Origin of the sequence: Butyricimonas sp. DFI.6.44 (assembly GCF_022132345.1) — a bacterium.
Lineage (GTDB): Bacteria > Bacteroidota > Bacteroidia > Bacteroidales > Marinifilaceae > Butyricimonas > Butyricimonas muris.
The window spans coordinates 204,894-219,035 of sequence record NZ_JAKNJD010000003.1 but is presented as its reverse complement, the minus strand read 5'-3'; the positions used below and the strand labels follow the sequence as shown (position 1 = coordinate 219,035).

Annotated in this window: 8 protein-coding genes; 7 read left to right on the top strand and 1 reads right to left on the bottom strand. The window is 43.4% G+C overall.

Annotation, left to right across the window (positions count from 1 at the left end; genetic code table 11):
* Window positions 1-12: 12 nt before the first annotated feature.
* Window positions 13-2,169 carry a methylmalonyl-CoA mutase gene (gene scpA, locus L0M98_RS06025; RefSeq protein ID WP_227216539.1) on the top strand — a complete coding sequence of 719 codons (2,157 nt, stop codon included), beginning with the start codon at window positions 13-15 and terminating at the stop codon, window positions 2,167-2,169.
* 108 nt (window positions 2,170-2,277) lie between these two features.
* Here the strand turns inward: scpA and L0M98_RS06020 are convergent, their stop codons facing one another.
* Window positions 2,278-3,618: an ATP-binding protein gene (locus tag L0M98_RS06020; RefSeq protein ID WP_227216537.1), complete on the bottom strand. Its 1,341-nt coding sequence runs from the start codon at window positions 3,616-3,618 to the stop codon at window positions 2,278-2,280.
* Window positions 3,619-3,870: 252 nt separating this feature from the next.
* Between L0M98_RS06020 and L0M98_RS06015 the strand changes: the two genes are divergently transcribed.
* From L0M98_RS06015 to L0M98_RS05990, 6 genes are all read left to right on the top strand, one after another.
* Window positions 3,871-4,440 carry an RNA polymerase sigma-70 factor gene (locus tag L0M98_RS06015; RefSeq protein WP_186976058.1) on the top strand — a complete coding sequence of 190 codons (570 nt, stop codon included), beginning with the start codon at window positions 3,871-3,873 and terminating at the stop codon, window positions 4,438-4,440.
* Between the two features lie 56 nt (window positions 4,441-4,496).
* Entirely contained in the window at window positions 4,497-5,657 is a 1,161-nt protein-coding gene (locus tag L0M98_RS06010) for a FecR family protein (protein WP_227216535.1), read from the top strand.
* A 114-nt stretch (window positions 5,658-5,771) separates the two neighbouring features.
* A complete protein-coding gene (locus L0M98_RS06005) occupies window positions 5,772-9,227 on the top strand; it encodes a TonB-dependent receptor (RefSeq protein WP_227216533.1) in 3,456 nt (1,151 codons plus the stop codon).
* A 14-nt stretch (window positions 9,228-9,241) separates the two neighbouring features.
* On the top strand, window positions 9,242-11,167 hold the full coding sequence (locus L0M98_RS06000; protein WP_227216531.1) for a RagB/SusD family nutrient uptake outer membrane protein: 1,926 nt from the start codon (window positions 9,242-9,244) through the stop codon (window positions 11,165-11,167).
* Between the two features lie 42 nt (window positions 11,168-11,209).
* Entirely contained in the window at window positions 11,210-12,550 is a 1,341-nt protein-coding gene (locus tag L0M98_RS05995; protein ID WP_227216529.1) for a DUF4959 domain-containing protein, read from the top strand.
* A gap of 3 nt (window positions 12,551-12,553) precedes the next feature.
* Window positions 12,554-14,113, top strand: a complete 1,560-nt coding sequence (locus L0M98_RS05990; RefSeq protein ID WP_227216528.1) for a DUF4998 domain-containing protein — start codon at window positions 12,554-12,556, stop codon at window positions 14,111-14,113.
* Window positions 14,114-14,142 lie beyond the last annotated feature (29 nt).

Genomic DNA, 14,142 nt, shown 5'->3' with positions numbered 1-14,142 from the left:
AAAAATTGAAAGATGAAACCAAATTTCAAAGATATAGATATCAAGTCAACAGAGAAAGCCATGACCGCCGCTGCCGAGTGGGAAAAGGCTAATCACATAGAAAAAAATTGGTTGACACCCGAGCTGATACCGGTAAAACCCGTGTACACGGCCGAAGATTTAAAAGGCATGGAACACCTGGACTATGTTGCCGGTATTCCCCCGTATTTACGCGGTCCGTACTCCGGAATGTACCCGATGCGCCCGTGGACAATCCGTCAATACGCCGGATTCTCTACCGCTGAAGAGTCCAACGCGTTCTATCGCCGCAACTTGGCTGCCGGACAGAAAGGTTTGTCCGTGGCATTCGACTTGGCTACTCACCGCGGATACGACTCCGATCACCCGCGTGTAATCGGTGACGTGGGTAAAGCCGGTGTGGCAGTGGATTCAATCATGGATATGAAAATCCTGTTCGACCAGATTCCATTGGATAAAATGTCCGTTTCCATGACGATGAACGGTGCCGTACTTCCTATTTTGGCATTCTACATTGTTGCCGGATTGGAACAAGGGGCAACACTCGACCAATTGTCAGGAACCATCCAAAACGATATCTTGAAAGAATTTATGGTGCGTAACACTTATATCTACCCGCCGAAATTCTCCATGAAGATTATCGCCGACATTTTCGAGTACACTTCCAAGAATATGCCGAAATTCAACTCTATCTCTATCTCCGGGTACCACATGCAAGAAGCAGGTGCTACTGCCGATATCGAGTTGGCATACACCTTGGCTGACGGTTTGGAATATTTGCGTGCCGGGGTAAACGCCGGAATGGATATCGACGCTTTCGCTCCCCGTTTGTCATTCTTCTGGGCTATCGGCATGAACCACTTCATGGAGATCGCCAAGATGAGAGCCGGACGTTTGTTGTGGGCAAAGATCGTGAAACAATTCAACCCGAAGAACCCGAAATCTCTGGCATTGCGTACACACAGCCAGACTTCCGGTTGGTCACTGACCGAGCAAGACCCGTTCAACAACGTGGGACGTACTTGTATCGAGGCTATGGGTGCCGCTTTGGGACACACGCAATCGTTGCATACCAACGCGTTGGATGAGGCTATCGCACTTCCGACCGACTTCTCCGCACGTATCGCACGTAACACGCAGATCTATATACAGGATGAAACTACCGTTTGTAAATCTATCGACCCATGGGGAGGTTCTTACTACGTGGAGAGCCTGACCCAAGAACTGGTAGAGAAAGCATGGGGACATATCCAAGAAGTAGAAAAATTGGGTGGTATGGCTGCAGCTATCGAGTCCGGTATCCCGAAACTTCGTATCGAAGAGGCTGCCGCTCGCACGCAAGCCCGTATCGACAGTGGTGCACAAACCATCGTGGGTACGAACAAATACCGTTTGGAAAAAGAAGACCCGATCGATATCCTCGAGGTGGACAATACTGCCGTACGCGAAGCACAAATCCGTCGTTTGCACGAGTTGAAAGCTAACCGTAACCAAGCAGAGGTTGACGCCGCATTGGCAGCAATCACCAAATGTGCTGAAACAGGCGAAGGCAACTTGCTTGAATTAGCCGTTGACGCAGCCAAGAAGAGAGCATCTTTGGGAGAAATCTCGGATGCATGTGAAAAAGTTGCCGGACGTTATAAAGCAGTTATCAGAACCGTGAGCGGAGTATATTCAAGTGTTGCCAAGGAAGACGAAGACTTCCGGAAGGCTAAAGAATTGGCAGACCAATTCTCTGAAATGACCGGACGTCGTCCGCGTATCATGATCGCTAAAATGGGTCAGGACGGACACGACCGCGGTGCTAAAGTTGTCGCAACGGGTTACGCTGACCTTGGGTTCGACGTGGACATGGGACCGTTGTTCCAAACCCCGGAAGAAACCGCTAAACAAGCCGTTGAGAACGACGTGCATGTTGTCGGAGTATCTTCATTGGCAGCCGGACACAAAACGCTTGTACCTGCCGTTATCGCCGAATTGAAGAAATTGGGACGTGAAGACATCCTCGTTTACGTGGGTGGTGTAATTCCTCACCAAGACTATCAATTCCTGTTCGATGCGGGTGCTATCGCCGTATTCGGTCCCGGTACCAAGGTATCGAAGAGTGCTATCCAAGTCCTCGAAATTTTGATTGACTTGGCTAAAAAATAAGAAGTAACACTACAAACAAGAAGAGGGTAATTCTCGGTGAATTACCCTCTTTATTTTTGTGAATTCGGGTTCTCTAAAGGCTAAGTTACACATCAAAAAAACGACGGCTTATAAAGCAAATTCTCTCAAATATTCTCCGATTTTCCCCGTCAAATAATAAGGCAAACTTAATAAGGTATAATTTTTCCCGCTTGAAGTTGTCAATATATCCTTTCTAATTTCACCCGCGTATAAGCGAACGGCAACATTACCCCGGTAAGCATCCATAAACAAGTGAAGTGAACGCAATCGTCCGGTTGCTCCAGACTTCACCTCAATCGGAATCACTCTACCGTCTAAATAGGCTAAAAAGTCTATTTCTGCCACAGAATCTTTCTTTTCACTTACCCAAAAAAGAGGTTTATGGAGCAATGATATCTGATGAGCCAATAACTCTTGGCACACAATATGTTCTGCAATATGCCCTTTATACACATTGTTCAAATCATTGGTACCAAAAACCTCTTTTTGAAGATGAGCCATATAATTTAACATTCCCGTGTCGAGTACCTGAAGACGGGGGCTTTTCTTCATATCCGGCATAAAAGGTTCACCGGTCTGTGTGGTGGGATAAATCAAATGAATCAACATCGCTTTCTCGATTGTCCGCAATGCCTCTCCTATTTCTCGTGAACCATACGCAGAATTACCAAAACCATTGAATTTTATCCGATTCCCCGCTTCCATAAACACGGATCTGATAGCGTGACGCATAATTTGAGTTTGCCCCGCGGTTGACGTGTATTTCTCAACATCATCCAAATAAGTACCTATCAAAGAATCAAACACGGAAGTCAAGGCAACAATATCCTTACTGCCAGCATACGATAATACTATTTCCGGCATTCCCCCGATTAGCGTATACAAGTGAAATAACGATAGCAGTTTGTCGTGAGCAAAAGTATCCATGGGGATTTTATGATATTGCTTCAAAGCATTGCCCTCATCCATGGCTAATAAAAACTCTTGAAACGAAAAAGGACGGACCACCTTGAATTCTACTCGCCCAACAGGAAAACTAATTTTTGTATCAAACAAAGATTCAAGCAAAGAACCTGCCGCGACAACACAATATTGCGGATATTGCTCATAAAAATATCGCAACATACTCAACGCTTCCGGAACTTCTTGAATCTCATCTATAAATATAAGAGTATCTTTTTCCTCCAAAAGTTTTTCTTTTTCGAAAAAGATAGCTTGGATTAACGTATCAATAGAGGGATATTGAATAAACAGATTGCGATCCCGGGCCGTTTCGAGATTCAAATAAATATATTGTTTAAAATCTCGGGCAAATAAATTCACTGCCGTCGTTTTCCCGACTTGCCTAGCTCCACGAAGAATCAAGGGTTTCCTTGATATCTTAGTTTTCCACGCCCGTAATTCCCCAATTATGATTCTTTCTACCATAGGACAAATATACTAATTTCCATACGATTGTCACATTTCGGGGGCTATTTTTATTTCTTTTTGTCACATTTCGGGGGTATTTTATCGAATAATTTGTCACATTTCGGGAGAAAGGGTAGCAACAATCCCATACCGTTTTTCCTCCAGCCAATCATTTGACATCCCGACCACATTGCATAAAATTACTTAATTTCCACCAAATAATTTGCATCAAACTTGGAGTTCACTACATTTGTGAAAGTAAAAAAACGAATGAATCCACGCGATAACATATTAGATTTAATCACGAAAGACGAAAGCGGTGCGTTCCGCCTTCTTTTTGAAAGGTATTATGACAACCTTTTACTATACTGTTATCATATTTTAAACGATCTTGAGGCAGCGGAGGATATCGTACAGGATTGCTTCTTCAGCTTGTGGAACAACAAAAGACTTCATTCTTTCACGGGTGATTTAGACCGATTTATCTTTAAGATGGTCAAAAACCAAGCATTCTTATTTTTGAAAGAATACAAGAAGAGGTTTGACGCACACTCCTCCTTTTTCAAGGAAAACGACACGTACGAGGATATGACCGGGGAGGAACATCAGGAGGAAATCGAACTACTTTACAACACGATAGACCGTCTTCCCGATAAATGCCGGAAGGTATTCTTGATGGCTTGCCTGAATGATAAATCGTATCAGGAAATTGCCGACGAATTGGGAACAAGCATCAACACGGTGAAAACTCAGATGAAAACCGCCCTCAAATTTTTGCGTGAAAACCTTCAAGAAGAACACTTCTTATCAATTTTACTTCTTTTAACAGAAAAACTTTAAATTCATATCACCCTTTTTTGCCGTTTTGAAAATATATAAGAAAACAACGGCAAATTATGAAGGAAAACATAGATGACATATTAGCGAAAATCCTAAACAAAGAACCACTTACGAAGGAGGAAAAGCAATTGTTGGAAGAATGGAAACATGCTACTGTCCGAAACGAGAAGGTCGAAAAGATCATTCAAAAACTGGAACATCAAAAAAAGATTCTGGACAAACACCAGAAAGAAGCCGTCGCTTTTACTAAAGTAGAAAAACGAATCCGTCAAGCGAGAAGAAAACGCCAATTCATCTATTGGTCGTCTTGCGCTGCCGGAATCATCTTACTGGTCGGTTTCTTCCTTATCTTCCGACAAGAAAATACACCCGACAAAGAAGCCGGCATCAATCAAACCTATATTTCCGGTTTATCCCTCCATCGCCCGACGGCAGAACTGATTATGCCCGACGGGAAAAAACGTCTTCTCAGCCAAAAAACAAATACCGTTATCGTGTCCGATAGCAATAAAGAGATGCGTACAGACAAACAAACCTTGATTGTCAAGTCCAACGAATCGGAAGTCAGAGAAGCAGAATACTACACGATGAACGTCCCGTTGGGAGCGGAATATAATCTGGTTCTCCCGGACGGAACAAAGATATACCTCAACGCGGGGAGTTCACTGCGCTACCCCGACCAATTCATCGGGGGAACAAGGGAAGTAGATTTAATCGGAGAGGCCTATTTCGAAGTGACAACCGATTCCTGCCACCCGTTTGTTGTACACACGGGAGAGGTCGCCGTACGTGTATTGGGAACCGCTTTCAACGTGAACGCCTACCCGGAAGGAGCATGGGTGAAAACGACGTTGGTAGAGGGGCGAGTTGAAACACGATGCGGCGATAACAATTTTGTCATGAAACCGGGAATGCAAGTCGCTTACAACAAAGAAACCCGAAAAGCGGACTATTTCCCCGTGAATACACGACAATACACCTCATGGAAAGACGGTTACTATGAATTTGAAGATATGCCGTTAGGAGAGTTAATGCAAATCTTCACCCGTTGGTACAACGTGAATATCGAATTTGCCGATTCGAATTTAAAGGAAATAAAATTCAGCGGACGATTAAAGCGGTATGACGATCTCTTACCCTTGTTCAAGATGCTAGAATACACGCGCGACATCAGATTCATTGTCACGAACGAACGGATCATCATTCAAAAGAAATAAAAAAATACAGGTTGAAGACCTGATCAATCCTCAACCTGTCATTATTCACCCATACAACCGGAATCCTTGCAAGAAACGGATGTATAAAATGTTAAATTATTAATTCACAAAACTATGAAAAAAAAGCGAGACTATGCATTACCAAGGAGTTGGAATTCATGGCGAAAGATGTTAATCTTTAAAAATTTTCTCGTAATCTTATTTCTAGGTGTGTACACTGCCATTCCGGCGAGTGCGCAAGCCCAACAAAGGACAAAGGTAACTCTTGACCTGAAAGATGTCACCTTGAACGAGATCATTGCCGAGTTGAAAAAGCAAACAGATTATGACTTTTTCTACAACAGCGAATTGGTAAAATCTAAAGGTAAGATCTCCGCAAAAGCTGAAAACAAAGAGGTCAAACAATTGTTGGATGAGATTCTTCCCAAACTGGGATTAGAATACACGGTACAACAAAGTTTGATTTCTATCCGGGAAAAAACGAAACCGGAAGTAGAAATGATCTCCGTTACCGGAAAAATCGTGGACGAAAAGGGGAATACCCTCCCCGGAGCCACTGTAATTATTCAAGGAACAACCCAAGGAGTTGTCACGGATGCGGACGGACGCTACACGATCAGCGTGCGCCCGAACGATGTTTTACGAATCTCGTACATCGGTTACAAAACTGAAGTCGTGGAACTCAAAGGGAAAACAAAAGTAAACGTCCGTCTGAATCCCACAGCCGAAAACATCGAAGAGGTTACTGTCGTGGCTTTCGGTGAACAGAAAAAGGAAAGCGTGGTATCAGCCATCACCACCGTGGATGCAAGAACCTTAAAATCTTCAAGCAGCGATTTGACATCCCAATTTACCGGAAAGATTGCCGGTATCGTCGGCTGGCAGACCGGAGGGCTTCCCGGGGCTCTGACGGAAGATGAAATGAATACCAAATTCTACATCCGGGGTATCACCTCTTTCCAAAGTAAAGCCAACATTGATCCCTTGATCTTGATCGATGGGGTGGAATCTTCCAAACTGGATCTTTCCCGTATGGTTCCGGAAGATATCGAAACGTTCAGCGTGATGAAAGATGCATCAGCTACTGCCATGTACGGTGCTCGCGGGGCAAACGGGGTAATCCTTGTAACCACCAAAAAAGGACAGGAAGGTAGTGTTTACACGTCCGTTCGGTACGAAGCGGTAGCAAGTATACCAACGAGGGAAATCGAAGTGGTTAATCCGATCAACTACATGAAGATGTACAATCAAGCATTACTGGCACGTAACCCGTCAGCTACGCCACAGTACAGCGTAACCCGTATCGAGCGTACCGGTTCTCCCCTTTACCCTTCTTACGTGTATCCTGCCAATGACTGGTACAATATCATGTTCAATGATTACTCTATCAACCATCGCGCCGGATTGAATCTCCGGGGAGGTTCCCGTTTAGTACAATACTACGCTTCAGTGAATTATGTCAGAGATGAGGGTATGTTGAAAACAGAACGTTTGAATCAGTTCAAATGTAATATCGAAAACAATACATTCTCTTTCCGCACGAATCTGAATATCGATCTGAGCGCAGGTATCCGCCTGAACATCAATTCTTCTGCAAACCTTGACAAGTATCACGGTCCCTTAGCCGATGTTAGCCAAGCTTACTATATGGCTTTCAACGCTTCTCCGGTGGATTATGCGGCGATGTATCCGGGTGATGAAACATACGGATGGCCACATCTTCGCTTTGGTTCCCTTAACAAAGACACAAAGAATCCTTACATGGAACTTCACAAGGGATATAAAGATCGTCGACGTTATGCAGCCGTGGCACGGGCAGAGTATATTCACAACTTATCCCCTATCCTCAAGGGATTGGAACTACGAGCATCTGTCTCGGTAAACTACACGGGATACTATTCCACCGGTTACCAAACCGAACCTTACCGTTACATATTAAAAAACTATGATTTTGAAACCGGTGTACACACATTAACTGCAATAAACCCGGATGAGGCATCCAGAACATTGCAAGTGGACAAGCAAAATCAAAATAATACAGGTAGTTCTGAAAACACCCAAATGAGTTACGAGGTACGGGGACTACACGTGGCAGCTTGGGGCGAACATCAGACCAGTTTAACAGCCGTATTCAACGCACAAGAAACGACCACCTCATCGGTCTCATCCGTGCTGAATGGCATTCCCCGCCGGAACATGGGATTCTCTATGCGTGGCACCTACGGGTTCCGGGATAAATACTTCGCGGAAGCCAGTTTCGGCTACAACGGTTCCGAGCGTTTCGCCGATAAACACCGATTCGGGTTCTTTCCGGCGGCAGGAGTGGCATGGATTGCCTCTAAAGAGAGTTTTCTAGCCAACCACACGGCTCATTGGCTCTCTTTCCTGAAATTTCGATTCTCTTGGGGTAAAGTAGGAAATGACGGAGTAATCAACGAGCCGCATTTCACTCATTTGCCATTGCTAACACCTACGCAAGCGGCAGATCCTTCACCCAACGGAAACAATCTACAAACCTATGAAATATCATCTTATCCCAACGATAAAATCACGTGGGAAATCGCCGAACAAATGAATCTTGGTATAGAAACCAAATTGTTCGGAGGTATCGTAGAGATCAATGCCGATTTCTACCAAGAAATACGCCACAATATTCTCGACTACCGTTACACCATGCCCGCGACAACAGGGTTGGAAAAACTACAGATCGGTAACGTGGGTAACGCACGCTCCCGGGGTATAGATCTTTCCGGCAAGATTCAACACGCCTTCACTCCGGACTTCTGGATGATTCTGAACGGGACATTCACTTACAGTAAAGCCATTTACAAAGATATAGAAGAAGCTACCGACAAACCGGAATGGCAACGTAAAAAAGGACAGGAATTATCCCAGCAAATAGGTTACATTGCTGAAGGTCTGTTCCGCGATCAAGCAGAAATCGACAACTCTCCGCGCCAAGGCGGCGATGTCATGCCGGGAGATATCCGTTATCGGGATTTGAATAACGATGGAGTAATTGACGTGAATGACGCCACCTATATCGGTTTCCCGACGACTCCCCGTGTCATTTACGGTTTCAGCGGCTTCTTTAACTTCAAAAATTTCGAGTTCAGTTTCTCTTTCCAAGGTTCAGGCAAACGAGCGTTCTTTATGAACCCGATGGCGATCAGTCCATTCGTAGAGAACAGGGCTATGTTGAAAGCTATTTACGACGACCACTGGAGCGAAAATAACATGAAAGCACGTCCTTTCTGGCCGCGTCTTTCCACTCAATCCATAGAGATTCACAATCCGCAGGAAAATTCGGGAACCGGTGCCGAGCAACGTAGATCCACTTATTTCATGCGAGAATGCAGTTTCTTGCGTTGTACCTCTATCGAATTGGCTTATAATTTACCGCAAAACTTATTAACCAAACTAAAGATGCAAAGTATCAAATTTTACACCCGTGTTAACAATCCCTTCCTGATCTCGAACTTTAAAGTTTGGGACGTGGAATTAGGAGAAGACGGTTTTAATTATCCGATACAGCGTACTTGGTCGGTCGGATTGAATATTAGTTTCTAATTTAAATACACGTGATGATGAAAAAATATTTATTATCAATATTATGTACTATTCTCCTACTTTCCGGGTGCAATTACTTGGATATGGTACCCGAGAAAGACATCGAAACCATAGAGTCTATCTTTGAACAGAAAACGAAGGTAGAACAGTGGTGGAAAGCACTTTATAGTGACTTAAACATCTTATTTGCAAGTTTCAAGACCAACAATGCCTACACGGGAGCCGATGAATTCGTTACCTGTCAGGCTTTATACAATGCAGCTTCACATCTTGCTCTCGATGGCTTGAAAGTAGCCAATGGTCAACAAATGTCACAAGACCCTTACGGTACAATATGGAACCAAATGTACATTGTTATCCGCAGGTGTAATATTCTTCTTGAAAACATCGATAAAACATACAACATCAGTGAAGAGGATCGTGAATGGTGGCGGGCAGATACAAAGGTGTTAAAAGCTTTTATCTATTTCGAATTGATACGCCACTACGGTCCTATCTGTCTGGTCCCCCAAAATATGCCGGTGGATTTGGACGTGAAACACTATCAATTACCTCGCCAACCCGTGGATACTTGTTTTAAAGAAGTTATCAGACTATTGGACGAAGCGAAAGACCATATTCCCACGTATAATCAACGGTCAGAAGTCTACGGGCACACGTTCTGTCTTGAAGCATTATACGCCCTAAAAGCCAAAGTATTGCTTTACGCCGCTTCCCCGCTGTTTAACGGGAATGCATTCTATTCTGATTTCAAAAACAAAAATGGCGAACCGCTTTTCAGTGCAACTTACGACCGGAATAAATGGCTACTGGCAGCAGAAGCTGCAGACAAGGCTGCCGAAATTTGTGCCGAAGGAGGGAGAAGTTTGTACTCGGGACAGACTTCCAAAAAAACAAAACTGTTAAACACGATGTCCGACATTGAAGCCAGCGTGTATTCCCGTTTTAATAACCAAGAATTTTTACTGGAGTGGAAATACCCGGATCAATTCTATATGTATATTTTACCTCGATTAATAGGCGATCCGGTAAATTACGAGTCATCCGCAATGGGTTGCCTCTCCCCCTCGATGAAGATGGTCGAGATGTATTATACCGTGAACGGGCTACCTATCGAATCCGATATGACTTGGAATTACAGCAACCGTTACAAATTAGGATTCGAAAGCAGCAGGGCTTACGAGGATGTTGTTGCATTGAATAGCTCAATAGTAAATCTTCATCTGGCAAGAGAACCTCGTTTTTATGCCTGCATCGCGGGCGACCGGATGTATTGGCAACGCGGTACAAACACGGGGAATGTAGACTTTAACTTACTTGTTGAGGCTCACAAAGACGAAGAACCTTGGGGTACTCAAGCAGACTTTCTTGTTAGTAATGACTGGCAAAATATCAATGGTTACTGGTTGAAAAAACATCTTTTCTCGTGGCTTCCTACCCAAAATTACGCGAGCGGACTTCAAAACGAATCGGCACCCATTATCCGTCTTGCAGAAGTTTATTTGATGCAAGCCGAAGCCTGGAACGAGTATTTGGAGCAACCGGACAACCGTGTGTACGACCCACTGGATAAAGTACGGGAGCGGGCTGGCATATTACCGGTACGGGAAGCATGGCGCACCTATTCCAACAACCCCGCAAAGGTGGATTCAAAAGTAGGGATGCGGGATATTATTCATCAGGAATATAATATCGAATTCGCTTTCGAGGGACACCGGTATTGGAACATCCGTCGATGGTTAAAAGCCCAACAAGTTATGAACGAAAAACAATATGGTTGGAATATCCTCGGTACATCAGCCCAAACATTTTATAACAACGAAGAGGGACCTATCGTGGTGTGGAGTAAGAATAAATTCGTGGCTCCGCGAGATTACTTTGATCCGTTCAACGCTGAAGAAATATTAATCTCGGGAATGGTTCAGAATCCGGGATGGTAAATGAATTTTAGATTGTAGATTTATTACTTAAAAAATAGAATCATGAAAAATTCAATATGGTTATTATTACTGATATTCAGCCTTTATTCCTGTAATGACGACGATAAATCCTTTAATGTATCGCCGGAAGGTCTGGAAGTCAAGTTTACTCCCGTGGCAGGAGGAGCAATGATGCATTACACTCTACCTGACAATAGGGATATTTTTGCCATGAATGTTCGCTACACGAACTCTCAAGGACAAAAGGTATTGAAAACCTGCGGTTACAGTGGTGATTCACTGCTACTGGACGGTTTCACGCAAGCACATGAGGTTACCGCCAATATTTCTTTCGTGAATAGAAGCTACGAGGAGTCCGAATCCCGTGAATATCAATTCAAAACACTAGACAGTGCACCTTGGGCTTTTTTCAACGACATACAAGTAGCTTCTGCATGGAACGGTTTTCAAGTCATCTACAAAAGTCCTTCGGTCGTAACCGGAATGGCTCACGTTTTTTATCTAGGTACCAATCCTTTAACTAACGAACCGGATACTATTCTTGTAAATAGCTTCCCAATCAGCCGGGGTGGAGATACTTTAGTTTTCAAAGTGCAACAAGAAAGACCGAAAAACACAATTATTATTCGTACTGAGGATTTTCAAGGTTTTCGGGTAAGACAGGAAATCTATCCCGATATTGATGCATTCCTTTCGGAACAATGGAAAATGACCGCATCGGATTTCATAAGTGGTCCCAGTGTAGAAAATTCAAAAGCAAAAACAGGCGTGCAATACCTGTTTGACGGTGAACTAAGAGGAAGAGAACGCTTCCTTGCCTCCGCTCATCAAAATCCGTTAACACAACCGTCCACGGAAGTATTTGCTACCTACTTGGCAGGACCTTACGCTCTCGACAAACCCGTTATACTCGACCTGCGAGAGCAAAAAACACCGGCATGGATTCGTATGTATGCCCTATGTCCCATGTATGCCAATACACCGGCAGGAGGTAATCAGGAATTAGGGTTGGTTTGGAATGGTTGTTACGAGGATAAACTGCCCTGCCAAGTAACCGTCTACGGTAATAAAAATTCCTCTGATCCGGAGGACGCCGGATGGGAATATTTGGGACGTTTAAACCAAGATCCCTACGCCTCGACTGAAAAAGACAAATGGACGTATAAATCATTAGAACTAATGTATGCTCCAAAAACTGTAGATGAACTTGACAAAATGGATCCCTACTATGTGGATATTTCATTCCCGGCCCTGAACAACACTTACCGTTATTTAAAGATAATGGTACATGATACATTCAGAAAAAGGCAATCCTCAACCAATACAAATAGGAACGCTTATTTTACGTTACATGAATTGGAAATTTTCGTGAAAAAGAACTAAACCATGAGAAAAAGAAAATACATATTAAACTTATTTGCAGCGGCGGCATTGTTTGTCGGATGCAGCGAAAGTCTGGAAGACACGTACAGTGATTATTCCGGGGACGGAAATATCCACTACGTGGCAAAATGTACAGATGTTCATGCCATACCCGGATGGGAACGATTAGTAGTAGAGTGGGTAAACGGTACGGATGCAACTATAGAAAATATCAAAATAGTGTGGTCGTGTGAAGACCGCAAAGATTCGGTTTCGCTTCCTAAAGAAACCACTTCTTTCGAACTGAAGAATTTGACAGACGGGAATTACCGTTTTGATATCTGTGCGGTAGACAAAGAAGGAAACGAATCTTTGAAAGAAACAACTTACGCCCGTCCCTATACACGAGATCACGAAGTAATGCTCGCGTTCTCGAGAGGGGTCTTAAAGACTTACTTTCTAGATAATAGTATTGTTTTCTTTTCCGATCAGTGGAACGAGAATATCGATACAATAATAATTCAATACAAGAATACGCAAAAGGAAATCAAAGAATACGGTTTTGACAAAAAAACAAGTTATGGCTCTCTCATCTCAATCATGGACGTGAGCACAGATCCCGCGGATTCGATTTACGTTTTACGGAAAGGGAAAGTAGAGGATTGCCCGGATATAATAGAATTCGAGCCAATTGTTCTAAACCATAAAAAAACTTTTAGTGCAGGGTTCGCGTATGCCATTCAACGACGCTACGGCTACTCGATAGACACAAAAGAAAACGAGGAACAGTTCGAGAAATTTATTAATGAAGTCGAAGAATTGGAAATCGATTATAACATAGAAACTTTTGAAGATATACTCTATTGTCCGAACCTAAAAAAACTTGTATTAGGCAAAAATCGTTATTTCAAACAGGACGCCAATTCGGAACAAAGCCAAAGCCAATTAATGGGATCTATGGAAAAAAGTATACAAGTATTGGATAAAGCCAACGAATTGTTAGGATTAGAGATTGAATATTACGGACACGAGGGTTTTCTAGCACACTACTTCGGCGGGGACGACCTCCCATATATGACATACAAAGGATATCCCCAATTACCCGAACTGGATATTATTGACAAAGAAGCCTTCAAGCCGTTCAATGATGGAAATATAATCTCCTGTATCCCGACAGATCTTTACGCTGAATTGGATAATCTTTTGGACGACAATCCTCAAACCGTATGGGTAACGACCGCCACTAACTCACTGCGCAATTATGAAATGCTGATGGAATTTAAAGAACTGACCGAAATTCGCGGGGTTAAAGTGACACAACCCATGTATTATGCATGGAACACGGCTACCTCCAATTTTGTTCCTTCGGTTATTTCCATACAAACTTCTATTGACGGGGCAATATGGGAAAATCTGACATTCTTTGAAGCCAACGACCTAGGAGAGGCTTCAGGTGAGGTTACATTGATGCCCGTTCACGAGGGAACACGCCAAGTACGCTATATCAAGTTCAATTTACGCGATAAAGCTGACAGCCAAGGAAGTTGTAAAGTTAATTTAGGAGACATTCTTATTTATAAATAAGATATCATAATAACGACCGCTCCGGCGGT